Annotated in this window: 19 protein-coding genes; 8 read left to right on the top strand and 11 right to left on the bottom strand. The window is 71.1% G+C overall.

What is annotated here, in order from left to right; all coding sequences use genetic code 11:
- Positions 1 to 20 precede the first annotated feature (20 nt).
- From OG574_RS05015 to OG574_RS04995, 5 genes are all read right to left on the bottom strand, one after another.
- On the bottom strand, positions 21 to 1,727 hold the full coding sequence (locus OG574_RS05015; protein WP_326772052.1) for a class I adenylate-forming enzyme family protein: 1,707 nt from the start codon (positions 1,725 to 1,727) through the stop codon (positions 21 to 23).
- A 121-nt stretch (positions 1,728 to 1,848) separates the two neighbouring features.
- Entirely contained in the window at positions 1,849 to 2,613 is a 765-nt protein-coding gene (locus OG574_RS05010; protein WP_326772051.1) for a crotonase/enoyl-CoA hydratase family protein, read from the bottom strand.
- Between the two features lie 59 nt (positions 2,614 to 2,672).
- Positions 2,673 to 3,572 (bottom strand): acyl-CoA thioesterase, encoded by a 900-nt coding sequence (locus OG574_RS05005; RefSeq protein ID WP_326772050.1) that lies wholly within the window; start codon positions 3,570 to 3,572, stop codon positions 2,673 to 2,675.
- A 12-nt stretch (positions 3,573 to 3,584) separates the two neighbouring features.
- Positions 3,585 to 4,751: a thiolase family protein gene (locus tag OG574_RS05000; protein ID WP_326772049.1), complete on the bottom strand. Its 1,167-nt coding sequence runs from the start codon at positions 4,749 to 4,751 to the stop codon at positions 3,585 to 3,587.
- Positions 4,752 to 4,800: 49 nt separating this feature from the next.
- Positions 4,801 to 5,958 carry an acyl-CoA dehydrogenase family protein gene (locus OG574_RS04995; protein ID WP_326778366.1) on the bottom strand — a complete coding sequence of 386 codons (1,158 nt, stop codon included), beginning with the start codon at positions 5,956 to 5,958 and terminating at the stop codon, positions 4,801 to 4,803.
- Between the two features lie 267 nt (positions 5,959 to 6,225).
- Here OG574_RS04995 and OG574_RS04990 point away from each other — a divergent pair, with 267 nt between their 5' ends.
- The 3 genes from OG574_RS04990 to OG574_RS04980 all read left to right on the top strand — a co-directional run bounded on the left by OG574_RS04990 (position 6,226) and on the right by OG574_RS04980 (position 10,144).
- Positions 6,226 to 7,695 (top strand): aldehyde dehydrogenase, encoded by a 1,470-nt coding sequence (locus tag OG574_RS04990; RefSeq protein ID WP_326772048.1) that lies wholly within the window; start codon positions 6,226 to 6,228, stop codon positions 7,693 to 7,695.
- 32 nt (positions 7,696 to 7,727) lie between these two features.
- Entirely contained in the window at positions 7,728 to 8,804 is a 1,077-nt protein-coding gene (locus tag OG574_RS04985) for a zinc-binding dehydrogenase (RefSeq protein WP_326772047.1), read from the top strand.
- Between the two features lie 194 nt (positions 8,805 to 8,998).
- The gene (locus OG574_RS04980) at positions 8,999 to 10,144 is read left to right on the top strand and encodes a serine hydrolase domain-containing protein (RefSeq protein ID WP_326772046.1); all 1,146 of its coding nucleotides are present in this window, start codon (positions 8,999 to 9,001) and stop codon (positions 10,142 to 10,144) included.
- A 66-nt stretch (positions 10,145 to 10,210) separates the two neighbouring features.
- On the opposite strand, the gene OG574_RS04975 is transcribed toward OG574_RS04980, so the two are convergent.
- A complete protein-coding gene (locus OG574_RS04975; RefSeq protein WP_326772045.1) occupies positions 10,211 to 11,518 on the bottom strand; it encodes an MFS transporter in 1,308 nt (435 codons plus the stop codon).
- A 168-nt stretch (positions 11,519 to 11,686) separates the two neighbouring features.
- Between OG574_RS04975 and OG574_RS04970 the strand changes: the two genes are divergently transcribed.
- From OG574_RS04970 to OG574_RS04955, 4 genes are all read left to right on the top strand, one after another.
- The gene (locus OG574_RS04970) at positions 11,687 to 13,435 is read left to right on the top strand and encodes an IlvD/Edd family dehydratase (protein ID WP_326772044.1); all 1,749 of its coding nucleotides are present in this window, start codon (positions 11,687 to 11,689) and stop codon (positions 13,433 to 13,435) included.
- Positions 13,436 to 13,444: 9 nt separating this feature from the next.
- Positions 13,445 to 14,422, top strand: a complete 978-nt coding sequence (locus OG574_RS04965; protein ID WP_326772043.1) for a dihydrodipicolinate synthase family protein — start codon at positions 13,445 to 13,447, stop codon at positions 14,420 to 14,422.
- A gap of 111 nt (positions 14,423 to 14,533) precedes the next feature.
- On the top strand, positions 14,534 to 15,253 hold the full coding sequence (locus tag OG574_RS04960; protein WP_326772042.1) for a FadR/GntR family transcriptional regulator: 720 nt from the start codon (positions 14,534 to 14,536) through the stop codon (positions 15,251 to 15,253).
- A 60-nt stretch (positions 15,254 to 15,313) separates the two neighbouring features.
- Positions 15,314 to 16,477, top strand: a complete 1,164-nt coding sequence (locus OG574_RS04955) for a pentapeptide repeat-containing protein (RefSeq protein WP_326772041.1) — start codon at positions 15,314 to 15,316, stop codon at positions 16,475 to 16,477.
- A 15-nt stretch (positions 16,478 to 16,492) separates the two neighbouring features.
- Here the strand turns inward: OG574_RS04955 and OG574_RS04950 are convergent, their stop codons facing one another.
- Positions 16,493 to 17,734, bottom strand: a complete 1,242-nt coding sequence (locus OG574_RS04950) for an MFS transporter (protein ID WP_326772040.1) — start codon at positions 17,732 to 17,734, stop codon at positions 16,493 to 16,495.
- A 290-nt stretch (positions 17,735 to 18,024) separates the two neighbouring features.
- Here OG574_RS04950 and OG574_RS04945 point away from each other — a divergent pair, with 290 nt between their 5' ends.
- The gene (locus tag OG574_RS04945) at positions 18,025 to 18,228 is read left to right on the top strand and encodes a hypothetical protein (protein WP_326772039.1); all 204 of its coding nucleotides are present in this window, start codon (positions 18,025 to 18,027) and stop codon (positions 18,226 to 18,228) included.
- A gap of 14 nt (positions 18,229 to 18,242) precedes the next feature.
- Here OG574_RS04945 and glgB read toward each other — a convergent pair whose 3' ends face one another.
- The 4 genes from glgB to OG574_RS04925 form a co-directional block, all read right to left on the bottom strand.
- Positions 18,243 to 20,468 (bottom strand): 1,4-alpha-glucan branching enzyme, encoded by a 2,226-nt coding sequence (gene glgB / locus OG574_RS04940; RefSeq protein ID WP_326778365.1) that lies wholly within the window; start codon positions 20,466 to 20,468, stop codon positions 18,243 to 18,245.
- A gap of 102 nt (positions 20,469 to 20,570) precedes the next feature.
- Positions 20,571 to 21,941, bottom strand: a complete 1,371-nt coding sequence (locus OG574_RS04935) for a maltokinase N-terminal cap-like domain-containing protein (protein ID WP_326772038.1) — start codon at positions 21,939 to 21,941, stop codon at positions 20,571 to 20,573.
- 55 nt (positions 21,942 to 21,996) lie between these two features.
- On the bottom strand, positions 21,997 to 23,709 hold the full coding sequence (treS, locus tag OG574_RS04930) for a maltose alpha-D-glucosyltransferase (RefSeq protein WP_326772037.1): 1,713 nt from the start codon (positions 23,707 to 23,709) through the stop codon (positions 21,997 to 21,999).
- Complete coding sequence (locus OG574_RS04925) at positions 23,706 to 25,715, bottom strand: alpha-1,4-glucan--maltose-1-phosphate maltosyltransferase (RefSeq protein ID WP_326772036.1); 2,010 nt, start codon at positions 25,713 to 25,715, stop codon at positions 23,706 to 23,708. The genes treS and OG574_RS04925 overlap by 4 nt, the downstream gene beginning before the upstream one ends.
- Between the last annotated feature and the right edge of the window lie 118 nt (positions 25,716 to 25,833).

The raw sequence follows: 25,833 nt of genomic DNA, 5'->3' as shown, positions 1-25,833 counted from the left end.
CCGTGCTGTACCGACCAGTGTCAGGAACCCGACGCCCGCCTGCGCAGCTCCGTCTTGAGGATCTTGCCCGTGGCCGAGAGCGGCAGCTCGTCCACGATCACCACGTCCCGGATCCGCTGGTACGGCGCGACGCGCGCGGCCACGTACGCCATCAGCTCCTCGGCAGTGGCTGCCGAATCCACGCCCCCCGTTTCGGACTTGAGGGAGACGAACGCGAGCGGGATCTCGCCGTGCTCCGGGTGCGGCCGCCCCACGACCGACGCCTGGGCCACCGCCGGGTGCTCACGCAGGATGTTCTCCAGCGGGCCGGGATACACGTTGTAGCCCTTGTAGATCAGCATGTCCTTGGCCCGGCCGACCAGCGAGAGCCAGCCCTGCTCGTCGTACGTGCCGAGGTCACCGGTGCGCAGCCAGCCGTCGACGTACTGGCCGGCAGTGAGTTCCGGGTGGCCGAGGTAGCCGGCCGTGATCTGCGGACCCCGGACCCAGACCTCGCCCTTCTCACCCCGGGCCATGGGGGTGACGCCGTCCATGTCGCGGATCTCGATCTCGGTGTCGAACAGGGCGAGGCCGGTGCTGCCCGTGGGACGGGGCATTGCACTGTCCAGCGGGCTGATGGAGACGCCCATGGTGGCCTCCGTCAGCCCGTACCCGTCACTGACGATGGCGCGCGGGAAGACGTTGGCGAGCTCCGCGGTCGCGGCCGGGTTGATGGGGGCCGAGCCGCTGCTGACGAGGCGCACGCACGACAGGTCGCGCTCGCGCACACCGGGCACCGCGAGAAGGGCGTGGCACAGGGCCGGGGAGCCGGTGATGGCGTGCACGCCGAGGCGCTCGACGGTGTCCAGGTAGCGGACCGGATCGAAGCGGCCGAAGACCACCATGGTCAGTCCGGCGGCGGCGAACACGCTCTGGCTGACCATGCCCATGCCGTGGAAGAGCGGGGCGATGGAGATGCCGGTGGCGGAGCCGATGGGGATGTGGTGCGCGGTCCTCGCCTTCCCCACGTGGCTCAGGGTGATGCGGCCCTCCTCGTCGGCGGCCGGGACGGCGGCGCTGCGCCAGCACGCCACCTGGAGCACGTTCTTGACGAGGTTGCGGTGCAGGACCATGACGGCCTTCGGCACGCCCGTGGTGCCGCCGGTGAAGGCGAGGTGCGCGATCGCGTCCCCCTCCACAGCGGTCGGGGGCGCCGCCTCGGCCTTCATGAGGTCGTCGAACGCGACCGTGGGGACCGGGAAAGTGACGGGAGCCCGGTCTCCGCCCGGCGCCGGCGCGGCGGCCGTCGGCGGGGCGACGGACACGAGCCGGACCGTCTCCGAGCCGGCGATCCCCTCGGCCAGCTGAGCGGCGACGGACGGGTGGGTGAGGACGGCGACCGTGCCCGAGTCGTCGAGCTGACGGCGCAGCGCGATGGGGGGCTGGGCGGGGTTGACCGGCACCACGGACGCCCCGGCGAACAGGATGCCGTAGTAGCCGACCGTGAACCAGAGCGAGTTGGGCATGTGGACGGCCACCGCGTCACCCGGCGCGATGCCCTGGTCGCGCAGCCCCTGGGCGACGCGCAGGGCGCGCTCGTACAGTTCGGCGTAGGTGAGGCGTTCGTCGCCGTCGATGAGCGCGGCACGGTCGGGGTAGGCATGGGCCGACCCGGCGAGCAGGTCCGCGATCGTGCCGTCGGGGTAGTCGAGGGTGCGGGGCATCCCCGTGGGCCAGGTGGTGGTCATGGCGGAACTCCTTCGTCCAGTCATGCCCGAGCGCGTTGCCTCGGGACTGTAGCTGTGGATCACCCCGGTGCCGTGGAGCTCGACGATGCGTCTCACCGGGCGTGCGGCGGCGGGGAGGCCGTCAGCGGCCGCCCCAGACGGGGGCCCGCTTCTCGGCGAAGGCCCGCGCGCCCTCCTTGGCGTCCGCCGACGCGAAGACCGGGGCGCAGGCGGCGGTGTTGCGCTCCCACGCCTCGTCGGCTGTCCAGTCGGCCGACTCGACGACGATCTGCTTGCTGGCCCGCACGGCGAGGGGGCCGTTCGCGGCGATCTCCTGCGCGAGCGCGAGAGCACCCGTCAACGCCTCGCCCTGCGCGGTCAGTTCGTTGACCAGGCCGAGGCCGTGGGCGCGCTCGGCGCCGAGGAACGCGCCGGTGAGCGCGTACTGCATCGCGATGTTGTACGGGATCTTGCGGGGCAGGCGCACCAACCCGCCACCGGCCGCGATGAGGCCGCGCTTGGTCTCCGGGAGTCCGAACTTCGCGGTGCGGGCGGCGACGACCATGTCGCAGGCCAGGGCGAGTTCCGTGCCGCCGCCGAGCGCGTAGCCCTCGACGGCCGCGATCAGCGGCTTGGCGGGCGGGGTCTCGGTGACGCCGCAGAAACCGCGGCCGGGGATCCCGGAACGCTCGCCCGCGGCAAGGGCCTTGAGGTCGGCACCGGCGCAGAAGGTGCCGCCGGCACCCGTGATGACACCGACGACGAGGTCGTCGCGGGCGTCGAGCTCGTCGATCGCCTCGGCGACGGCGTCCGCCACCGCGCGGTTCACGGCGTTGCGGGCTTCGGGACGGTTGATCGTCACGACGGCGACACCGTCGGAGAACGAGGTGAGGACCAGATCGGACATGTGGGTTCCTTCGGTGAGACATTCAGGCACTGAGGCACTGAGCTGGGCGAACAGGGGGTTCAGCGTGCGTGGCGCACCACGGTTTCCTGCACCACGTGGGCGATGAGCTCGCCGTCAAGGCTCCACACGTCCGCGAAGGCGAGGCCGCGGCCGTCACCCGCGGTGGGGCTGCGCTGGGCGAACAGCATCCACGCGTCGGCGCGGAACGGCCGGTGGAACCAGACGGCGTGGTCGAGGGAGGTGAGGAACATCGACGGCGGCTCGTCGCGCAGCATCCGGGGCAGTTCGGTCGACAGGACGGTCGCCGGGGCCAGAAACAGGTCGGAGGCGTACGCGAGCGCGCAGGCGTGCAACATCGGGTCGTCGGGCAGGGGTTCGACCGAGCGCATCCAGAGCTTCTGCTCCGTGAGGCCGGGGGTCGCCACGTCGGGCCCGGGGACATAGCGCATCTCGAGAACGCGGCGGAACTCGGCCTGCGCGTAGTCCTCAGGGTTGTTCCGCGACCAGATCTCGTACAGGTCGGGCAGCGACCCGGGGTCAGGGGTGTCCGGCATGGTGGTCTGGCGGTCCTCGGCCGGCTCCCGCTTCTTGAAGGAGGCGGAGAGAGTGAAGACGATCTCGCCGCCCTGCACGGCGGTGACCCGGCGCGACAGATAGGACGATCCGTCCCGGACCCGCTCCACCGTGTAGACGAGGGGGCGTCTGGTGTCTCCCGCGCGCAGGAAGTACCCGTGCAGCGAGTGCACGGCCCGGTCGTCGGGCACGGTCCGGCCCGCGGCCGTGAGCGCCTGGGCCGCGACCTGTCCGCCGAAGGCACGCAGCGGGATGCCGGCGTGGCACCAGCCGCGGAACAGGTCGCGGTCCAGCTGCTCCAGGTTCAGGAAGCCACCGAAGTCGCCGGCCGGGCCCCGTCCCGTCGCGTGGCCCGGCGCTGTGGGTGTCGCGGGCATGGCGGGCATCGCGGGCCGTCCTCAGAGGAGTTCGAGGATGGTGGCGTTGGCCATGCCGCCGCCCTCGCACATGGACTGGAGTCCGTAGCGGATGCCGTTGTCGCGCATGTGGTGGACGAGGGTGGTCATGATGCGGGCGCCGGAGCCGCCGATGGGGTGGCCGATGGCCATGGCACCGCCGAGCGGGTTCATGCGCTCGTAGTCGGCGCCGGTCTCGCGCAGCCAGGCGAGCGAGACGGAGGCGAACGCCTCGTTGATCTCGAAGGCGCCGATGTCGTCCATCGACAGGCCGGCCTTCTTGAGGGCCTTGGCCGTGGCGGGGATCGGGCCCTTGAGCATGGTGACCGGGTCGGTGCCCGCGACCACGGCGGTGTGGATACGCGCCATGGGCGTCCAGCCCTGCGCCTTCGCGAACGCGCCGGTCGTCACGAGCAGCGCGCCGGTGCCGTCGGAGACCTGCGAGGCGTTGCCCGCGGTGATGGTGCCGTCCTCCTTGAAGGCGGGCTTGAGGCCGGCGAGCTTGTCGAGGGTGGAGCCGCGGCGGATGCCCTCGTCGGTGTCGAAGACGCGGGTGGTGCCGTCCTCGTCGGTGACGGTGATCGGGGCGATCTGGTCCTTGAAGCGGCCCTCGTCGACGGCCTGGGCGGCACGCGCGTGGGAGTCGAGGCCGTGCTGGTCCATCTCGGTGCGGGTGATGCCGTACTCGTCGGCGATCATCTGGGCGCCCATGCCCTGGTTGAAGCGGATGCCGTCGTAGCGGTCGAAGACGTCGGGGCCGAAGGGCTCGCCGAACGAGCCGTCGCCGCGCGTGGTGCCGAGCGGCAGCCGGCTCATGATCTCGACGCCGCCTGCCACAGCCACGTCGTACTGGCCGGAGATGACCCCGGCCGCGGCCTGGTGCACGGCCTGCTGCGAGGAGCCGCACTGTCGGTCGACGGTGACGGCGGGGACGGACTCGGGCCAGCCCGCGGCCAGTACGGCGGCGCGGCCGACACAGCCGGCCTGCATGCCGACCGCGGAGGCGCAGCCCCAGATCACGTCGTCGACGAGGGCCGGGTCGAAACCGACGCGCTCGACAAGGGCGTTGAGCACATGGGCGGAGAGTGAGGCGGAGTGCAGCCGTGAGAGCGAGCCGCCGCGCCTGCCGACGGGGGTGCGTACCGCGTCGACGATCACTGCGTCGCGCATGGAGTCCTCCTGAGGGGGCCTGGGGGGGAAGAGGGTGGGGGAGCGGGGCTCAGAGCCCGAGGTCCTTGGCGATGATCGTCTTCATGACCTCGCTGGTACCGGCGTAGATCCGGTTGACGGGGGTGTCCGCGTACAGGCGGGCGATCGGGTACTCGAGCATGTAGCCGTATCCGCCGTGCAGTTGGAGGCACTTGTCGATGACGCGACCCGCGACCTCGGTGCAGAAGAGCTTGGCCCTGGCCGCGTCGGCCGGCGTCAGCTCACCCGCCGCGTGCTCCTCCAGGGCGCGGTCCACGAGGGCCTGGGCGGCGGCGACCTCGGTGGCGCACTCGGCGAGGACGAACTTGGTGTTCTGGAAGGCGGCGACCGGCTTCCCGAAGACCTGGCGCCCGCTCACGTACTCCTGGGCGAGGCCGATCGCGCCGGCGGCGTTGGCGTAGGCACCGATGGCGGCGCCGAGGCGCTCCACCGCGAGGTTGTGGGTGAGGTAGGCGAAGGCCGCGCCCTCCTGGCCGAGGAGGTCGCGTACCGGCACCTTGACGTCGGTGAAGGACAGTTCGGCGGTGTCCTGCGCGCGCAGGCCGATCTTGTCGAGCTTGCGGCCGACGGCGAATCCCCCGGACGTGGTGTCCACGCACAGGATCGAGAGCCCCCCGCGGCGGTCGGCGGGGTCGTAGGGCGAGGTCCGGCAGACGACCAGGATCAGGTCTGCCTGCGCGCCGCCGGTGATGAACGTCTTGGCGCCGTTGAGGACGTAGTGCGTGCCGTCGGCGGAGAGGGTGGCGCGCGTGGCGATGCCGGCGAGGTCGGAGCCGGTCCCGGGCTCCGTCATGGCGATCGCGGTCATCGTCTCGCCGGACAGGAAGCCGGGGAGCCAGCGCTTCTTCTGCTCCTCGCTGCCGAACTCGAGCAGGTACGGCAGGACGAGGCAGGTGTGCACGGACTCCGCGCCGAACCCGACGCCCGCGCGCCCGCACTCCTCGCGGATCACGGTCTGGTAGGTGAAGTCGGTGACGCCCGCGCCGCCGTACTCCTCGGGCACGTTGATGCCGAAGACGCCGAGGTCGCCGAGCTTGCGGTACAGCTCGCGCGGCACGTGGCCCCGCCGCTCCCAGTCCGCGTAGTGGGGGACGACCTCCTCGGCGATGAAGTCACGGACGGTCGTCCGGAATGCCTCGTGGTCCTTGGTGAACACCCTGCGACGCACGGTCACGGTTCCTTCCTCGCATGCCCGGCACACTCGCCGAGCCGTGCCTAAGTTAATTCGCGATAACCGCCCTGTCCAGGGTTTCGGGGTGTGCAACCCCTGGACCAAAGAGTTAGTGTGAATTAACTTGATGGGTGTGTGGCCGGGTATTCATGCCCATCCCGCGCGTCTCCGAATGAGAAGCAGTTCACTTCAGGCCGGTGGTGGGGACGGTTCACGATTCCATCCGGTAACCCCGGCATGCGCAACGAAGCGAGGACCAAGCACATGACCGACAGCCACGCCGTCGTGGAACACCGCACGCTCTTCATCGGCGGCCGCTGGGCCGAGCCGGCCGGCCGCGACACCATCGAGGTGATCTCGCCCGTGACCGAGCGCGTGGTCGGCCGCGTGCCCCACGCGACGCCCGAGGACGTGGACCTCGCGGTCGCCGCGGCACGTGAGGCGTTCGACCACGGCCCGTGGCCGCGGCTGCCGCTCAAGGAGCGCATCGAGGTCGTCACCCGTATCAAGGACGCCCTCGCCGCCCGCCATCAGGAGCTCGCCGAGCTGATCACCCTGCAGAACGGCTCGCCCATGCTGTTCTCGGTGCGGGGTCAGGCCCTGTCCGCCGTCGGTACCTTCGGTGTCGCCATCGCTGCCGCCGGCCGGATCCAGGAGGAGGAAGAGCGCGAGGGCACCGGCGGCCCGGTCCTCGTACGCCGCGAACCGGTCGGTGTGGTCGCCGCGATCACCCCGTGGAACGTGCCGCAACTGACCATCGCGGGCAAGCTGGCCCCGGCGCTGCTCGCGGGCTGCGCCGTCGTACTGAAGCCGTCGCCGGAGACACCGCTCGACGCCCTGTGGCTGGCGCAGGTGTGCGCCGACGCGGGTCTGCCCGAGGGTGTCCTCAGCGTTCTGCCGGCCGACCGTGAGACCAGCTCCTACCTGGTGGCGCACCCGGGGATCGACAAGGTCGCGTTCACCGGCTCGGTCGGCGCGGGCAAGGCGATCGCAGCCGCCGCCGCCCGGAACCTCACGCGAGTCTCCCTCGAGCTGGGCGGCAAGTCCGCCGCGATCCTGCTCGACGACGCGGACCTCTCCGTCGCCGTGCCCGCGATCGTGGGCGGCACCTGCGCCGCGAACAGCGGCCAGGCGTGCGTCGCCCTCACCCGCATTCTCGTGCCCGCCGCCCGCTACGACGAGGTGGCCGCCGTCCTCACCGGCGCCTTCGCCGGGCTCAAGGTCGGCGACCCGTCCGACCCGGCCACCGTGGTCGGCCCGATGGTGACGAGGAAGCAGCGGGAGCGGAACCTCGACTACATCCGCATCGGCCGGGAGGAGGGCGCCAAGGTCCTCACCGGCGGCGGCGTCCCCTCGGGACTGACCACCGGCTGGTACGTCGAGCCGACCCTGTTCGGCGACGTCACCAACGACATGCGGATCGCCCGCGAGGAGATCTTCGGCCCGGTCGTCTGCCTCATCCGCTACGAGACCGAGGACGAGGCGGTCGCCCTCGCCAACGACTCCGAATTCGGCCTGTCCGGCGCCGTGTTCGGCGCCGACGAGGCGCGCGCCACGGAGGTAGCCCGCAAGGTGCGCACCGGCACCATCACCGTCAACGGCTTCCGCCTCGACCTGGCCGCCCCCTTCGGCGGCTACAAGAACTCCGGCATCGGCCGCGAGTTCGGTCCCGAGGGCCTCGCGGCCTACTTCGAGTACAAGACCGTCAACCTGCCGGCTCCGGCCAAGGCCTGACCGACCCCACGACCACCGAGGAGAAGAACACCGTGCACGCAGCAATCCTGCACAACACCGGAGACGGCAGCCTGGACGTGAGGGACGTCGAGACCGTGTCCTTCGGCCCCGGCCGGGTCCGCGTCAAGATGCACAAGGCCGGCCTGTGCCACTCCGACCTGTCGGCCATGAGCGGTGTGCTCGCGCACCCCGCGCCGTTCATCCCCGGCCACGAGGGCGCGGGCGAGGTGGTCGAGGTCGGCGAGGGCGTCACGCACGTCAAGCCCGGCGACCGCGTCATCGTCTGCTGGATGCCCCCGTGCGACAAGTGCCCCTCCTGCAAGGCGGGCGAGGGCCACATGTGCCGCAGCGGCTACCGCAACCTCGGCAACCCCAACTTCAAGGACGGCGAGACGATCGTCCCCGGCATGCTCGGTGCCGGCACGTTCGCCGAGGAGACGGTCATCGCGGCGTACGCGGCCATCCCGATCCCCGACGACGTGCCCTACGAGATAGCCGCCCTGATCGGCTGCGGCGTCACCACCGGCATAGGCGCCGCCCTCAACACGGCCAGGGTGAAGCCGGGTTCGTCGGTCGTCGTGATCGGCCTCGGCGGCGTCGGCATCAGCATCCTCCAGGGCGCCAAGGTGGCCGGAGCCGCGCGGATCATCGCCGTCGACCCGACCGCCGGCCGCCGTGAGACGGCCCTGAAGTTCGGCGCCACCGACGCTGTCGCCCCCGAGGACCTGGCAGAGACCGTCAAGGGCCTCACCGGCGGATTCGGCGTCGACTACGCCTTCGAGGCCGTGGGCAAGGCCGCCACGCTGCGCGCCGCGTACGACGTGACCCGCCTCGGCGGCACGGTCTGCCTGGTCGGCGCCGGCTCCCGTACGGAGATGACCGACATCAGCATGGGCGAACTGGTCATGAGCGAGAAGGCGATCCTGCCGTCGTTCTACGGAGGCGACGACGTCCGCCGCACCTACGCCACGATCATCGACCTGTGGCGCGCGGGCCGGATCGACCTCGACTCGATGATCACGCACCACGTCCCTCTGACGGACATCAACGAGGCGATCCGCCAGATGCACACGGGCGAGGCGCTGCGCACGATCATCGACATCGCGTAACGCACCACGAGGTGCCGGGCCGCCCCGCGACTGCGGCCCGGCACCTTGCCGCACCCGACGCCGCACGGGCCCGCCCGAAAACAGTTCGAGGCCCGCGGCGCATCCCCGTACGGTGATCGTTTCGACGACCGCGGGGTGTACGGGCAGCTGGTGCCGGCGACTCCGCGAAACGACCACGCGGAGGACGGGACACGATGGAGCAGCGCAACGGTTGGGCCGACGAACGCTTCGGGGCGGTCGCCGACGTGTTCGCGCGGAACTTCACGGAGTTCCCCGAACTCGGCGCTGCCGTCACGGTGTTCGCCGGCGGACGCAAGGTCGTCGAGCTGTGGGGCGGCGTCGCGGACGAGCGGACCGGGCGTGCCTGGGAACGGGACACCACCGTCCCCGTCTTCTCCTGCGCCAAGGGCCTCGTGAGCCTCACCGCCCATCTGCTCGCGCAGGAGGGTCGGGTCGACCTCGACGCTCCGGTGAGCCGCTACTGGCCGGAGTTCGCCCGCCACGGCAAGGAGACCGTCACCACCCGCATGGTCCTCGGCCACCGTGCGGGAGTGCCCGCCCTCGACCGGGTGCTCTCCTTCGAGGAGATCGCCGGCTGGGCACCGGTGATCCGTGCCATCGAGGAGCAGAAGCCCCTGTGGGAGCCGGGCACCGCGTACGAGTACCACGGTCACGTGTTCGGCTTCCTCGTCGGCGAGGTGATCCGGCGTATCACCGGCCGCACCCCGGGCGCCTGCTTCCGCCGTACGGTCGGTGACCCACTCGGGCTGCGGGCCTGGATCGGCCTGCCCGCCGTCGAGTCGGATCGTGTGGCCCGGCTCGTCGAGGCCGAGGGGCGGCCGGGGATGCCGGGACCCGAGCACCTGCTCACGCGCATCGTGACGATGAACGGCGCGCTCGTCTTTCCCGGGCTCGACGCGCCGCACGGCTGGAACGACCCGGAGCTGCACGCCATGGAACTCCCCGGAGCGGGCGCGGTCGCCTCCGCGAGCGGCCTCGCCGGGCTCTACGCGGCCGCCGTGACCGGTATCGAGGGCGGGGAGCGGCTGCTCACGACGGACACGGTGACCGACGCGGTACGTGAGGTGTCCTCGGGGGAGGGGTGGCTCGGCTTCGACGCGGGCGCGCGCTGGGGATCGGGCTTCCTGCTCGACTCGCCGTCCTTCCGCCCGATGCTCGGTGCCCGCAGCTTCGGCAACGACGGCGCCGGAGGCCAATTCGCCTTTGGGGACGACGAGTTCGGGGTCGGCTTCGCCTATGTGGCCAATCGAATGATCGGCCACGGCGACGCCCGCGCCAACCGCCTGATCGCGGCTGTACGCGAGTGTCTCGGCGCGTGATGCCGTCGCGGTGGGGGTGTGGGGGCAGTCCGTCGCCCCCACCGCGTCCGGTCGCTCTCACCGCGTTCAGACCTTCGTACGCCCCTCAGCCGTGGCCGACGCGGCGGGCACGTGGGCGACCACGGGCCCGCCCTCGACGAGCCGCCGGATCCCCGGCGTGGCGACCGCCGCGATGACCATGGCGGCGACCAGGAACCACAGCCCGCCCACGGCCGACCCCGTGCGGTCGACGACCACGCCGATCCCCATCGGCCCGAAGCCGCCGCCCAGATTGCCCACGGCGTTGATCACCGCGATGCCGGACGCCGCCTGAATCCCCGTCAGGAAGCGTGAGGGGAGCGACCACAGCACCGGCTGCCCCGCGAAGATGCACATCGCCGCAAGGCTGATGAAGGCCATCTGCAGCACATGGTTGCCGGTCAGGGCGCTGGCCGCGAGACCGAGGGCGCCGAGGGCGGCGGTGCCCGCGATCCACGGATAGCGGGTGCCGCTGCGGTCGGCGAGCTTCGGCACGACGTACAGGCCGATGGCCACGAAGACGTACGGGATGGCGGTGATGAAGCCGGTGGCCGTCGTGGAGAGGCCGCCGAAGCCGTCGACGATCGTAGGCAGCCAGAAGCTCAGCCCGTAGGCGCCCAGCGGGAAGCACAGGTAGAAGAGGGACAGCAGGAGTACGCGCCGGTCGCGCAGCGCGCGCAGCGGACTGCCGTGTCCACGCTCGCCCAACGCACCGGCCTCGGCGGCGAGTTCACCGGCGATCCAGGCCTGCTCGTCGGCGGCCAGCCAGCGCACGCCTTCGGGACCGTCGGGCAGGAGCCGCAGGGTGACGAAGCCGAGCACGATCGCCGGTACGCCCGTCGCGATGAAGATCCACTGCCAGCCTTCGAGCCCGAGCGTGCCGTCGAGGTCGTCGAGCGCGCCCATCACGGGGTTGCCGATGATGAAGGCGAGCGGCGCGGACATCATGAACCAGCCGGTCATGCGCGCCCGGTAGCGGTACGGGTACCACTTGGTGAGGTAGTAGAGGACCCCCGGGTAGAAGCCGGCCTCGGCGACGCCGAGCAGGAAGCGCGCGGCGTAGAACTGCCAGTCGTTGGTGACCAGCGCCGTCAGGACGGTCACCACGCCCCAGCTGAGCATGATGCGGGTGAACCAGCGGCGCGCGCCGAAGTGGTCGAGGTAGACGTTGCTCGGCACCTCGAAGATCGCGTACGCGATGAAGAACGCGACCTGGCCGAAGGTGAACGCGGCGTTCGACAGGCCGAGTTGGTCCTGGAGGGTCAGCTTGGCGAAGCCGACGTTGGACCGGTCTATGTACGCCACCAGATACAGCAGGACCAGGAACGGCATCAGCCGCCAGGTGACCGCTTTCATGACTGTCGATTCCACGGCTCTCCCACGTCGTTCGTGCCGGATCCGCGTCGATCCTCTGGACACGCCGGGACCGTATCGTGATTTGATAGCACCATTGAAGGGGTGCGTCGGACACGGCTTGATCACGGCCGCGGTCACGGCCCCGGCACTGCACCGGAAGGACCATAAATGGCCGCGCTCGAACCCACGCCCGCCGACAGCGAGGCGCCGCTGCGCTCCCGCGCCTGGTTCGGCGACGGCGGCAAGAACGGCTTCATCTCCCGCCACCATCTGCGCGCGATGGGCCGCGGCGGTCACAACTTCGACGGCCGCCCGGTCATCGGCATCTGCAACACCTTCTCCGAACTGACGCCCTGCAACGGCCACCTCCAGCTCATCGCGGACGCCGTGAAGCGCGGCGTCCTCCAGGCCGGCGGCTTCCCTCTCGAATTCCCCGCCATGTCCCTGGGCGAGCCGTTCCTGCGCCCCACCTCGATGCTCTACCGCAACCTCGCCGCGATGGAGATCGAGGAACAGATACGGGCCAACCCCCTGGACGCCGTCGTCCTGCTCACCGGCTGCGACAAGACCACCCCCGCCGCCCTCATGGGCGCCGCGAGCGCGGGCGTCCCCGCGATCGTCTTCACCGGCGGCCCGATGCTCAACGGGCGATTCCAGGGCCGCAACGTCGGCTCCGGCACGGACATCTGGCGCATGACCGAGGAACTGCGGGCCGGGACCATCACCCAGGAGGAGTTCACCGAGTTCGAGAGCTCCCTCAACCGCAGCGCCGGTCACTGCATGACGATGGGTACCGCCTCCACCATGGCGTGCCTGACCGAGGCACTCGGCATGATGCTCCCCGGCGGCTCGGGCCTGCCCGCGGTCGACGCGCGCCGCGGCACCCTCGCCGAGGAGACCGGCGCCCGCGCCGTCGCACTCGCCGGCAGTGACCTCACCCCGGGGCGCATCATGACGCGCGCCGCCTTCGAGAACGCCATCCGGATCAACGCGGCCATCGGCGGTTCCACCAACGCCGTCGTCCACCTCCTCGCCATCGCGGGCCGACTCGGTGTGCCGCTCGCCCTCGACGACTTCGACCGTCTCGGTGCCGAACTCCCGCTGCTCATCGACCTGATGCCGTCGGGGCGCTTCCTCATGGAGGAGTTCGCGTACGCCGGCGGGCTGCCCGCACTCGTCAACGACCTGCGCGACCAGCTCCACCGCGACACGGTCACCGTCACCGGACGTGGCCTCGTCGACAACTGCGAGGGCGCGCAGGTCCACGACCGTGAGGTGATCCGCCCCATGGACCGCCCGGTACAGCCCGCCGGCACCGGCACCGCCGTCCTGCGCGGCAACCTAGCCCCGAACGGCGCCGTCATCAAGCAGTCGGCCGCCGACCCGAAGCTGCTCAGCCACACCGGGCCCGCGCTCGTCTTCGACTCGCTGGAGGACTACCTCGCCGTCGCCGAGGACCCCGACCTGGACGTCACCGCCGACACCGTCCTCATCGTCCGCAATACCGGCCCCAAGGGCTACCCCGGTATGCCGGAGGTCGGCAACCTCCAGCTCCCGAAGAAGCTCCTGGACGCAGGCGTGCGCGACATGGTCCGCATCTCCGACGCCCGCATGTCCGGCACCGCCTTCGGCACCTGCGTCCTGCACGTCGCGCCCGAGGCCGCGGTCGGCGGCCCGCTCGCCCTTGTACGCACGGGGGACGACGTACGCCTCGACGTGCCCGCGCGACGCCTCGACGTACTGGTCGAGGACGCGGAACTGGAGCGGCGCCGCACCGAGTGGCAGCCGCCGGCACCGCCCGCCGACCGCGGCTGGACCTACCTCTACACCCAGCACGTCACCCAGGCCGACACGGGCGTGGACCTCGACTTCCTGGTCGGCGCCAGCGACTCCGCCCCGCCCCGCCAGGCGTTCTGAGGATCCGTCATGAGTACTGAAGAATCAGAGAAGTTGACGAAAGACTCCAAGAAGTCGACGAAGGACGTCGACTCCCTCGTTCGCGGTGTCTCACCCGTACTCGAAGTCCCCTTCCGCGACGACGGCGCTCTCGACCCCGACGGCTTCGCCACGGTCGTCGACCGCGTCCTCGCCACCGGCGTCGGCTCCGTGATGTTCCCGGGCTTCGCGAGCGAGTTCCACAAGCTCGACGCGGGGGAGCGGGACCTGCTCACCGGCCTGCTCCTGGAGCGCACCCGCGGCCGGGCGGACGCCGCCGCGATCGTGTCGGTCCCCGACCATGCCACCCGGCACGCCGTCGCTCAGGCCGTCAGCGCCGCCGAGCGCGGGGCCGATGCGGTCAACGTCCTGCCGCCGCACTTCCTCGGTCCTTCACGGGACGCCGTACTCACCCACGTGCGGTCGGTGCTCGCCGCCGTGGACCCGCTGCCCGTCGTCGTCCAGTACGCCCCCGCCCAGACAGGCACCGCACTGGACGCACCCACCCTGCACACCCTCGCCGCGGAACACCCCAACCTCCGCTGGGTGAAGGTCGAGTCGGCCCCGCCCGGACGCCTCATCGCGGCACTCGCTCAGGGAGAGCGTCCGCTGCCCGCCCTCGTCGGCTACGCCGGTCTCCAGCTCCCCGATGCCCTGCGCCGCGGCGCGGTCGGCGTCCAACCGGGCTGCTCCTTCACGGAGTTGTACGTGGAGCTGTGGCGCCGCTGGGAACGCGGCGACGAGACCGGCGCCGTCGCCCTGCACACCCGCATGACGCCGTACCTCTCCTACTGGATGCAGGGCGTCGAGCTGATCGTCGCGGCCGAGAAGGAGATCTCCGTGCGCCGCGGCTGGTTCGGCTCCGCGCACTGCCGGGCACCCGGGCACACCCTCGACAGGGAGGAGATCGCCATGATCGACCGGTTCTGCGCCGAGTTCGCCGAAATGGTGCCTGAGCTGCTGCGATGATGCCGCGGGCACGCCACACCGGGTGCTCCGATTCCCACCGGAGGTGTGACAATCGACAACGCACCGGCCGGGATACCCGCACACGATGCACACGACGACACAGGGAGTGGCGTGGAACTTCAGGGCCTGCACGGACAGGTGGTCGACCGGATCGGCCTGTCCCTCGCGGCGGACGAGATCCGCGCCGGGGAGGTCCTGCGCCTGGAGGACGTCCAGGAGCGGTACGGCGTCTCGCGCACGGTCGCGCGTGAGGCCGTCCGCGTGCTCGAGTCCAAGCGGGCGGTGACCAGCCGCCCGCGCATCGGCATCACGGTCCGCCCGATGCCCGAGTGGAACCTCTACGACCCCCAGGTCATCCGCTGGCGCCTCGCCTCGCCCCGCCGCGAGGTCCAGCTGCGCGAACTGGCGGAGCTGCGCGCCGCAGTGGAGCCGTCCGCGGCGGCCCTCGCCGCGGCGAGCGATGACGCGGAGGCCCGGCAGTCGCTGTCGGAGCACGCCCGTGTCATGGCGAGCGCGGCCCGGGCCGGCGACAGCGCCGGCTTCGTCGAGGCGGACGCGGCCTTCCACCGAGCGCTGCTCGGCGCATCGGGCAACGGCATGTTCGCCCAGCTCGCGGAGGTGACGGAGGAACTCCTCGTGGCCCGCCGCGAGCTGTCCCTGATGCCGCACGACATCGACATGGCTGCCGTACGCCGCCACCAGGAGGTGGCCGCAGCGGTGGCCGCGGGCCGCTCGGCCGAAGCGGCGCAAGCGGTGACGGCCATCGTCAACGCGGCCCACAGCGAGGTCGAAGACCTACTGGCGGGCGGGTCCTGCGGGTACGGGGTCTGAGGGGGAGACGCAACCAGTCCCCTTGATCGCTTTCTGGGCGGCGCATAGGCTCTCATGCCCATGGGCACGGGGGGACAGGGCAACGGGCGGCAGGCGTGGCTCGGCCGGTTGATCAGGCATCGTAAAGTCGCAGCGCTGCTGGCCGGGGCGGCGGCGCTGGCCGTTCTGGGCGCGGTGTTCGTCGTACTGCCGGGTGTGGTGGTCGACCACGATCTCGCCGGGGCGAGCGTCGCCGCGCAAGATCGCCTGAAGGCGGTGAACGATGTCCGTACGGCGCTTCTGCAGGCGGCAGGCGGTCTCGTCGTACTCTTCGGCGCCTACGCCACGTGGCGGCAACTGCGGGTGAGCCAGGACGGTTTGCGTGCCACCCAGGAGGGCTACGTGACCGACCGGTTCAGCCGGGCGGTCGACCAGCTCGGCAGCGACAAGCTGGACGTGCGCATCGGCGGGCTGCACGCGCTGTGGCGGATCGCGGAGCAGTCGGCTCGCGACCGGGAGGCCATCATCTCCATCCAGGCCGCATATCTGCGTACGCACCTGCCCTGGCCACTCACCGGTCCGGAATCGCCGGCGGCGAACGTGCCCATCAACGACATCGCCCCTCTGGAGACCCGCGCGGCCGACGCCCAGGTGGCGCTGACCGCGCTCGGTGTGTTGTGCCAGCACAGGGAGCAGGCCTGGGTCAATCTCGGCAGCACCGACTTGCGACGGGCCGATTGCGACGGTCTGTGGTTCCCCGAGGTCAACCTCGACGGCGCCTGTTTGGAAGCGGCGGGCCTGTACCGCACCAATCTCACCCAGGCATCCCTGGTCGCGGTCAACCTGCGGCACGCCGACCTCGCGACTGCGACTCTCCGCCGGGCTCGCTGCACTCTGGCCGACCTACGGGGCGCGAAGCTGGTCGCAACCGACCTGCGCGACGCCGACTTCACCGAGACCGACCTGCGCGAGGCAAACCTGCGCAAGGCCGACGCCCAGGGCGCGGTCTTCCGTCATGCCGACCTTCGCCTGGCCGACTTGCGCGGCACCGACCTGAGGACCGCCGACCTTCTCGAAGCACGCCTGACAGGCGCCGTGGCCAGCGAGCGGACTCGCTGGCCCGTCGGCTTCGACCACTCGGCCGCCGGAGTCGTCGACACCGATGACCCCGGCCCAGAGCCCTCGCCTCTGCTCCAGCCACCAGGGATGACGCAGCAGGCACCGCCGCTGCGGTCCACACCTTGAACGGGACGCCCCCCGTCAAGACCGCGGCGACCGCGCTCCGCCCGACCGGGGGCCACTCACGGTACGGCGGGTCCGTCGCGCGCCGGTCCGGGGCGCAGCCAGGAGCGCCATGGCCGTAGCGGCCGCCGCCGCGAGTGCGAAGCCGGCATGAGATCCGTGCGAGTCGATCAGACGGCCTGACACCGCCGCCGCGCCCGCCGAACCCGCGGCGGACGCCGAGTTGAGCCACGTGAACGCCTGGGTGAGGACGGCCCGGTGGGCCGTCGCCTGCGCGAGGACCGGTGACAGCACCAGGATCGGCTGGACGGCGAGGCCCGTCGCGGCGAGTGCCGCGCCGACGCCCAGGGGCGTGTCGGCGACGAGGAGGGGAAGGCAGCTGAGCGCCAACCAGACTGTGGCGTAGACGAGTTGGTTCTGTGGCGGGGTTCGCCGGGGGCGCAGACCGTACAGCCAGCCCGACAGCAAGCCCGTGCAGTTCGACACGGCGTAGAGCAAGCCGGCCCGGCCCGGAGCGTCGTGCTCGACGGCGAACGCAGCCACCGAGACCTGCATGGCGCCGAAGAACACGCCGTGCGAGAGGCTGACACCGACCAGGGCCCAGAACGGCAGGCGCAGGAGCGAGCGGCCCGAGCGGTCACGTTCGACGGCGCTCACGGCGGGGGGAGCGGTACGGCGCTGGGCCGCGAACAGGAGGCCCCCGCCCACCACCAGACCGGCCGCGAGCAGGGTGCCGAGCGCAGGGTGACCGCTCGCCCCGAGCATGCTGACCAGCGCAGGACCTGCCAGGTAGCCGAGTCCGTTGCCGAGTGACTCCAGCGCGAACGCCGTGGGCAGGGCCGGGGCCAGGTCGTCGCGCAGCAGTGCCGACCAGCGGGCCGCAGACAGGGAAGCCAGCTGGGGGATGGTGGCGCCGGCCAGGACTCCAGCCGTCGTCAGCAGGTGGTCCGGGGCATCGCTCGCGACCAGACACAGCAGCGCGGTCACCGCCGCGGCGTGGGCGAACAGTACGGGTGGCAGGACCCGCGACTGGCCGAAACGGTCGGCCAGACGGGCGAGTTGGGGTCCCGCGAGCGCCTCGGCGACGGCGAACCCGCCGGTCACCAGACCGGCCGTGGCATAGGAACCGGTCCGGTCGTGCACCAGCCAGACGATGCCGAGGCTCGTCATGGCGATGCCCACGCGGCCCATGGTGGCGGTCAGGAAGAAGGCAGCCGCACCCGGTGTGCGGAGCAGGGTGCGATAGGTCGCCGACGGCACGGCGCGTCCCTTTCGCTGCCCGACGGGGCGGACCACCCGGGGCCGTCGGCGTCCGAAGGGGCCGACCCGTGGTCATCGCCTGGAACCGTCCAATGCTGGCGTGGAGCGGGGACGCACGCCCCACGCCGACTCCGTCACCGGGCAGAAGTCTCTGGTTCGAGTGGTGGTTCAGCTGTTTCACACCGTGGGTGAAACAGGGTGAGCGTAGGGCCGGGGGCAGGCCGGGTCCAGCCGTTTTCGGGAACGTCCGCGAAGTGTGAGGGGAGCGGGGCCCGGCCCGCCCCGAAGCGATGCCGAAGGCCGGGTCCGGTACGGATTCCGGGGACAGCGGTACCGAGGAACAGCAGTGCGGAGCGGACGGCGGACACTGTCGCGACCGAGAGGTCGCCGCCGAGGCGTACGCCGGAGATGACGGCGCCGAGCCGGCCGCCGACCTCCTCGACCGTGACGGAGGGGTGGCCGCCGCCCTGCGTGAGGCGGCGGCCTTCGAGTGACGTCTGGACGGTCCTCAGGCCGGCCGCAGCCACACCGTCGCCAGCGGCGGCACTGTCAGCTGGAGCGAGACGGGCCGGCCGTGGCTCGGCTGAGGGTCCGGCTTGAGGACGCCGGCGTTGACGACGTCGCCCCCGCCGTACCTTGCCGCGTCCGTGTTCAGGACCTCGAACCAGCCGGGGACCGAGTCCGGCACGCCGAGCCGGTAGTTCTCTCGGACTGCCGGGGAGAAGTTGCACACGGCCAGCAGGGGCGCGCCGTCCGCCGCGAACCGCAGGAACGCGAGGACGTTGTCGTCGGCCGCGTCCGCGGTGATCCACGAGAACCCCTCGGGTGTGGTGTCCCGTTCCCAGAGGGCGGGCGCGGCCGCGTACTCGTGGTTGAGGTCGCGCACCAGGTCGAGGACCCCGCGGTGGTCCGGCTCGGCATCGTAGGCCGGGTCGAGGAGCCACCAGTCCGGGCCGTGCCCCTCCGACCACTCGGCCCCCTGCGCGAACTCCTGGCCCATGAACAGGAGTTGCTTGCCCGGGTGGGCCCACATGAAGCCGAGGTACGCGCGGTGGTCGGCTCGCCGCTGCCACCAGTCGCCGGACATCTTCGACACGAGCGCGCGCTTGCCGTGCACCACTTCGTCGTGCGAGAGGGGAAGCAGATAGTTCTCGCTGTAGGCGTACACCATCGAGAACGTCAGCTCGTTGTGGTGGTACTTGCGGTGCACGGGCTCGTGCGCGATGTACTGCAGCGAGTCATGGCTCCAGCCCATGTTCCACTTCAGGCCGAAGCCGAGGCCACCGAAACCGCCGGGGCCGACGTGGTGGGTCGGCCGCGTGACACCGTCCCACGCGGTCGACTCCTCGGCGATCGTCACGACGCCCGGGCAGCGGCGGTACACCGTCGCGTTCATCTCCTGGAGGAAGGCCACGGCATCGAGGTTCTCGCGGCCGCCGTGCTCGTTCGGCGACCACTGGCCTTCCTCGCGCGAGTAGTCGAGGTAGAGCATGGAGGCGACGGCGTCGACGCGCAGGCCGTCGATGTGGAACTCCTCGCACCAGTACACGGCGTTGGCGACCAGGAAGTTGCGGACCTCCTTGCGGCCGTAGTCGAACTCGAGGGTGCCCCAGTCCGGGTGCTCGGCGCGGCGCGGGTCCTGCGGCTCGTACAGGGCGGTGCCGTCGAAGCCCGCCAGCGCCCAGTCGTCCTTCGGGAAGTGGGCCGGCACCCAGTCCACGATCACGCCGATGCCTGCCTGGTGCAGGGTGTCGACGAGGTGGCGGAAGTCGTCGGGGGAGCCCATGCGGGACGTCGGGGCGTAGAAGCCGGTGACCTGGTAGCCCCACGACCCGCCGAACGGATGCTCGGCCACGGGCATGAACTCGACGTGGGTGAAGCCGAGATCGCTCACGTAGGTGGCGAGCTGGTCGGCGAGTTCGCGGTAGTTCGTGCCCGGGCGCCAGGAGGGCAGATGGACCTCGTACACCGAGAAGGGCGCCTCGTGCACCGGGCGCTGCCCGCGCATCTTCATCCACGCGGAGTCCCCCCACGTGTGGGACGACTCCGTCACGACGGACGCGGTCGCGGGCGGCACCTCGGTGCGCCGGGCCAGCGGGTCCGCGCGCACGGTGTGCGAACCGTCGGGGCGCGTGATGTCGAACTTGTACAGCGCTCCCTCGCCGATGCCCGGCAGGAACAGCTCCCACACGCCCGACGAGCCGAGCGACCGCATCGGGAACGCGGTGCCGTCCCAGGCGCAGAAGTCCCCGCAGACGCGTACGCCCCGCGCGTTCGGCGCCCACACCGTGAACCGGGTGCCCGCGACCCCTTCGTGCGTCATCGGCTGGGCGCCCAGAGCGGTCCACAGCTCCTCGTGCCGCCCCTCGCCGATCAGATGCAGGTCGAACTCCCCGAGCGCGGGCAGGAAGCGATAGGGGTCATCCACCTCCCGCTCGTCCCCGTCGTACGTCACGAGCAGCGTGTACGCGGGAATCGCGTCGAGCGGCAGCACCCCGGCGAAGAGACCGTCACCCTCGTCACGGAGCTCCGCGCGCCGGCCCTTGACCGATACGGCGACGGCCTGGGCGTAAGGCCGCAGCACCCGGAATGCGACACCGCCGTCCACCGGGTGCGCGCCGAGCAGGGAGTGCGGGTCGTGATGCTCACCCCACAGCAGGCGTCCGCGGTCCGCCCCGTCCAGAACGGGGGCGGGCAGGACTTTGAGGCGACCGGGGCCGGGCTTGTCGGACAGGCCGACAGCCTTGGGGGCGGAGGTCTTGCGAGCTGCCACGGTTCTGTCTCCTCGGAGGTGAGCGAGTCCTGCAGGCGGACGGCGGGGTTGCCGCCGCCTGGTTCAGCGGGGTTCGGCGAGGCGGCTGATCGCCGCCATCGGCACGGGCAGCCAGTCGGGCCGGTGCCGCGCTTCGTACAGCACTTCGTAAAGGGCCCGGTCCGTCTCGAAGGCGCGGAGCAGGTCGGGTTCCTCGCGCGGGTCCGACTTCGACTCGGCCGCGTAGCCGGCGCAGTAGGCGTCCCGGCAGCGCAGCGACCACTCGGGCCGCCAGGGCAGACGGGTGCGGGCCGCGTAGTCGAAGGAGCGGAGCATGCCCGCCACATCGCGTACGGGGGACTGCGCGTGGCGGCGTTCGGCGAGCGGGCGGGCCGGCTCGCCCTCGAAGTCGATGACGAACCACTGCTGCCCCGACCACAGCACCTGCCCCAGATGGAGGTCGCCGTGGATCCGCTGCGCGGGCCGCGCCGAGTCGACGAGCGCGAACGCGTCGAACGCGGCCCGCAGCCCGGGCGCGTGCGGAAGTACCGCGGGCACGGAACGGGCCGTGGATTCGAGGCGTTCGGTCATCGCCTCCGCCAGGTGCCGGTTGCGGTGCGGCACAGGGGCGTCGACCGGGAATGCCGCGGTCAGCGCGAGATGGATCTCGGCGGTCGCCCGACCCAGTTCGTACGCCTCGTCGGTGAAGTCCCTGCCGGAGGCGAGCGACCGGAGCGCGAGGGTCCAGCCGTCGTCCGCGTCGGGCAGGAACGGCTGGAGGACTCCGAGTGTCGCCTTCTGGGGCTGCGAGGTGCGGAACCACGCGACGGGTCCCGGCACGCGGGTGCAGCCCTGCCGGGCGAGCGCCCAGGGCACTTCCAGATCCGGGTTGACGCCGGCCTGGACGCGCCGGAAGACCTTCAGGATGAACGAATCCCCGTACACCAGCGACGTGTTGGACTGTTCGGCGTCGAGGACGCGTGGCGTGAGCCCGGCGGGCACGGTGACCTGCGGGTCGCGTTCGAAGCGCAGGGGGCCCGCCGCGCCCGGGTGGCGCAGCCGCTCCAGGAGCAGCCCGGCGGACCGGGGCTCCTGGAGGGCGTCGTACACCATGAGGCCGGTCAGCGGGCCCTCGGTCGCGCGGCCGATGAAGGCCGGCGCGAGCGAGGGCGGCAGCATCTCCCTTACGCCGAGCAGGAGTTGGTAGAGATTGTCGGCCGGGGGCGTGCCCGAGCCGGAGCGGGTCGCCTGCGCGGCGTGCTCCGCACGCACCAGCAGGTGCAGGCAGCCCGGGTGCAGCTCGGTCATCGAGGCCAGGGTCAGCCCGGTGACGGGCCGGCCCTTCCCCGCGAACCAGCGCTGCCGCGGCAGCCATTCGTGCAGCAGACCGGCGAGTGAGTTCAGCAGCAGAGAGGGGCTGACGCCGGTCGGACTCTGCAGTGCGGCCTTGGGCATGGCGACGACTCCTTTCGAGGGCGGACAGACGGACCCAGGGGCGTGGGGCCGCCGGTCACCACGTGGCGCTGACGGCTTCCTTACGGAGCCGGAACCAGTAGAAGCCGTGGCCCGCGAGGGTCAGCAGGTACGGGAGCCGGCCGATGGCGGGGAAGCGCACCCCGCCGATGAGCTCGACCGGGTGCCGGCCGTCGAAGGCCTGGAGGTCGAGTTCGGTGGGCTGGGCGAAGCGCGAGAAGTTGTGCACGCACAGGACGAGGTCGTCCTTGTATTCGCGCAGGAACGCGATCACGGCCGGGTTGGACGAGGGGAGTTCGGTGTACGAGCCGAGGCCGAAGGCCTCGTTCTGCTTGCGGATCTCGATCATGCGTCGGGTCCAGTGGAGCAGCGAGGACGGGGACGACATGGATGCCTCGACGTTGGTGACCTGGTAGCCGTAGACCGGGTCCATGATCGTGGGGAGCGAGAGGCGGCCGGGGTCGCAGGACGAGAAGCCGGCGTTGCGGTCGGGGGTCCACTGCATCGGCGTGCGGACCGCGTCGCGGTCGCCGAGCCAGATGTTGTCGCCCATGCCGATCTCGTCGCCGTAGTAGAGGATCGGCGAGCCGGGCAGGGAGAGCAGCAGGGCGGTGAAGAGTTCGATCTGGTTGCGGTCGTTGTCGAGGAGGGGTGCGAGGCGGCGGCGGATGCCGATGTTGGCGCGCATCCGCGGGTCCTTGGCGTACTCCGCGTACATGTAGTCGCGTTCTTCGTCGGTGACCATTTCGAGCGTGAGCTCGTCGTGGTTGCGCAGGAAGATGCCCCACTGGCAACTCGACGGAATGGCAGGGGTTTTGGCGAGAATTTCCGAGACCGGGTAGCGCGACTCCCTGCGCACGGCCATGAAGATCCGTGGCATGACGGGGAAGTGGAACGCCATGTGGCACTCGTCGCCGCCGGAGGCGTAGTCGCCGAAGTAGTCGACCACGTCCTCGGGCCACTGGTTGGCCTCGGCGAGCAGGACCGTGTCCGGGTAGTGCGCGTCGACCTCGGCCCGTACGCGCTTGAGGAAGGCGTGGGACGCGGGGAGGTTCTCGCAGTTGGTCCCTTCCTCGGCGTAGAGGTAGGGCACCGCGTCGAGCCGGAAGCCGTCGATGCCGAGATCCAGCCAGAAGCGCAGCGCGGCGAGAATCTCCTCCTGGACGCGCGGGTTCTCGTAGTTGAGATCCGGCTGGTGCGAGAAGAAGCGGTGCCAGTAGTACTGCTGGCGCACCGGGTCGAAGGTCCAGTTCGACGCCTCGGTGTCGACGAAGATGATCCGCGCGTCCTCGTAACTCTTGTCGTCGTCGGCCCAGACGTAGTAGTCGCCGTACGGCCCGTCGGGGTCCTTGCGGGACTCCTGGAACCACGGGTGCTGGTCGCTCGTGTGGTTCATGACGAAGTCGATGATCAGGCGCATCCCGCGCTGGTGCGCGGCGTCGACGAACTCAACGAAGTCCGCGAGATTGCCGAACTCGGGCAGGACCGCCGTGTAGTCGGAGACGTCGTAACCGCCGTCCCTCAGTGGTGACTTGAAGAACGGCGGCAGCCAGAGGCAGTCGACGCCCAGCCATTGGAGGTAGTCCAGCCTGGACGTGATGCCCTTGAGGTCGCCGACTCCGTCGCCGTTGCTGTCCTGGAAGGAGCGGACGAGGACCTCGTAGAAGACGGCACGTTTGAACCAGTCGGGATCCCTGTCCTTGGTGGGGGTGTCCTCGAATTTGTCCTGGACGGGCTTGTTGACGATCATGTGGTGGGTGACCCTCCGGTGGGCGGTGAGGACGGTCGCAGGACGGTGAGGATGTGCGCGGGCGCGCGGCCCGGTTCCAGGCGCACAAAGTTCGTCCTGCCCCATTGGTATGTCTCGCCGGTCAGCTCGTCGTGGACCGGCACGCTCGCGTGCGCGTCGAGTCCGAGCTGAGGCATGTCCAGAGAAACCGTCGCCTCCTGGGTGTGGTGGGGGTCGAGGTTGACGACCACCACGACCGTGTCGGGGCCCGAGCGCTTGCTGTACGCGATCAGCGCGTCGTTGTCGGTCCGGTGGAAGTGGAGATTCCTGAGCAGGCGCAGGGCGCTGTGGTTCCGCCTGACGCGGTTCAGGGTGGTGATGAGCGGGGCGATGGAGCGCCCTTCGCGCTCGGCCGACTCCCAGTCGCGCGGCCGCAGTTCGTACTTCTCCGAGTGGAGGTACTCCTCGCTGCCCTCGCGGACCGGGGTGTTCTCGCACAGCTCGTATCCGGCGTACACCCCCCAGGTCGGGGAGAGTGTGGCCGCGAGCACGGCGCGCACCTCGAAGGCGCGGCGGCCGCCCTTCTGGAGGTAGCGGGGCAGGATGTCGGGTGTGTTCACGAACAGGTTGGGACGCATGTAGGCGGCCGTGTCCCGGGAGAGCTCCGTGAGGTACTCGGTGAGCTCCTGCTTCGTGTCGCGCCAGGTGAAGTACGTGTACGACTGCTGGAAACCGGCCTTGGCGAGCGCCCGCATGATCGGGGGCCGGGTGAAGGCCTCGGCGAGGAACACGACGTCCGGGTCGCTGCGGTTGATGTCGGAGATCACCCGCTCCCAGAACATGACGGGCTTGGTGTGCGGGTTGTCGACGCGGAAGACGCGGACCCCGTGACGCATCCAGAAGCGCAGGACCCGGGAGGTCTCCTCGATCAGCCCCAGCATGTCCTGGTCGAACGCGATCGGGTAGATGTCCTGGTACTTCTTCGGCGGGTTCTCCGCGTACGCGATCGTGCCGTCGGATCTGTGCTCGAACCACTCCGGGTGCTTCTCCACCCACGGGTGGTCCGGGGAGCACTGGAGGGCGAAGTCGAGCGCGATCTCCAGATCGAGTTCCCCGGCCCGGCGCACGAACGCGTCGAAGTCGTCGAGCGTGCCGAGGTCCGGGTGGATCGCGTCGTGACCGCCTTCGGGCGAGCCGACCGCCCACGGCACTCCGACATCCCACGGATCGGCCGACAGGCTGTTGTTCGGCCCCTTGCGGAAGGTGGTGCCGATGGGGTGGATCGGCGGCAGATAGACCACGTCGAAACCCATGGCGGCGACGGCGGGAAGGCGCTCGGCCGCCGTGCGGAACGTGCCGCTCACCGGGCGTTCGCCCTCGCGGACCACGGCGCCCTCGGAGCGCGGGAACATCTCGTACCAGGCCCCGTACAGCGCCCGTTCGCGCTCGACGAGCAGCGGCAGGGGCGCCGAGCGGGAGATGTTTTCGCGCAGCGGATGCTCCGCCAGCGCGGCGGTCACGTCCGGCGCGAGGGCCGCCGCGCGGCGGGCGGCGGGAGGCCGGTCCTCGTCGCGGAGCGCGTCCACGGCCGCGAGGACCGCGTTGCGTCCCGCGCCTTCCGGAACGCCGGCGGCGGCACGCTCGTGCAGCGCGGCGCCCTCCTCCAGGATCAGCTCCGTGTCGATCCCGGCCGGGACCTTGATGCCGGCGGCCCGGCGCCACGAGGACACGGGATCGCCCCACGCCTCCACCGAGTACGTCCAGTTGCCCACGGCCGTCGGAGTGACGTCGGCGCCCCAGCGGTCGCTGCCCGGGGACAGTTCACGCATCGGGGTCCACGGGCCCGGCCGGCCGTCGGGGCCGCGCAGCACGACATTGGCGGAGACGGCGGCATGGCCCTCGCCGAAGAGCGTGGCGGAGACCTCGAACGTCTCGCCCGGGACCGCCTTCGCCGGACGCCTGCCGCAGTCGACGGCCGGGAGGACGTCCACGATCGGGACGCGGCCCGTCACCGTGCCTGGGTTCATCAGTTGCACCTCCGCCGTGCTCGAGGCAGGGCCGTCCTCGCTCGGGGGCCCGCCGGGTTCACATGCGCCACGGGAGGCGCCGTCACTCGCACACCAGTTGGCCCGGCACGTGGCCGGG

This window comes from Streptomyces sp. NBC_01445 (genome assembly GCF_035918235.1).
Lineage (GTDB): Bacteria > Actinomycetota > Actinomycetes > Streptomycetales > Streptomycetaceae > Streptomyces.
Note: the sequence above shows the minus strand (reverse complement) of the source record. Positions and strands in the feature narration are given on the sequence as shown.

Excerpts from the sequence above, each read along its gene's own strand:
- OG574_RS05015 (WP_326772052.1), bottom strand. The coding sequence starts at position 1,727 with ATGACCACCACCTGGCCCACGGGGATGCCCCGCACCCTCGACTACCCC.
- OG574_RS05010 (WP_326772051.1), bottom strand. The coding sequence starts at position 2,613 with ATGTCCGATCTGGTCCTCACCTCGTTCTCCGACGGTGTCGCCGTCGTG.
- OG574_RS05005 (WP_326772050.1), bottom strand. The coding sequence starts at position 3,572 with ATGCCCGCCATGCCCGCGACACCCACAGCGCCGGGCCACGCGACGGGA.
- OG574_RS05000 (WP_326772049.1), bottom strand. The coding sequence starts at position 4,751 with ATGCGCGACGCAGTGATCGTCGACGCGGTACGCACCCCCGTCGGCAGG.
- OG574_RS04990 (WP_326772048.1), top strand. The coding sequence starts at position 6,226 with ATGACCGACAGCCACGCCGTCGTGGAACACCGCACGCTCTTCATCGGC.
- OG574_RS04980 (WP_326772046.1), top strand. The coding sequence starts at position 8,999 with ATGGAGCAGCGCAACGGTTGGGCCGACGAACGCTTCGGGGCGGTCGCC.
- OG574_RS04975 (WP_326772045.1), bottom strand. The coding sequence starts at position 11,518 with ATGAAAGCGGTCACCTGGCGGCTGATGCCGTTCCTGGTCCTGCTGTAT.
- OG574_RS04970 (WP_326772044.1), top strand. The coding sequence starts at position 11,687 with ATGGCCGCGCTCGAACCCACGCCCGCCGACAGCGAGGCGCCGCTGCGC.
- OG574_RS04965 (WP_326772043.1), top strand. The coding sequence starts at position 13,445 with ATGAGTACTGAAGAATCAGAGAAGTTGACGAAAGACTCCAAGAAGTCG.
- OG574_RS04955 (WP_326772041.1), top strand. The coding sequence starts at position 15,314 with ATGGGCACGGGGGGACAGGGCAACGGGCGGCAGGCGTGGCTCGGCCGG.
- OG574_RS04945 (WP_326772039.1), top strand. The coding sequence starts at position 18,025 with ATGCCGAAGGCCGGGTCCGGTACGGATTCCGGGGACAGCGGTACCGAG.
- OG574_RS04935 (WP_326772038.1), bottom strand. The coding sequence starts at position 21,941 with ATGCCCAAGGCCGCACTGCAGAGTCCGACCGGCGTCAGCCCCTCTCTG.
- treS (WP_326772037.1), bottom strand. The coding sequence starts at position 23,709 with ATGATCGTCAACAAGCCCGTCCAGGACAAATTCGAGGACACCCCCACC.
- OG574_RS04925 (WP_326772036.1), bottom strand. The coding sequence starts at position 25,715 with ATGAACCCAGGCACGGTGACGGGCCGCGTCCCGATCGTGGACGTCCTC.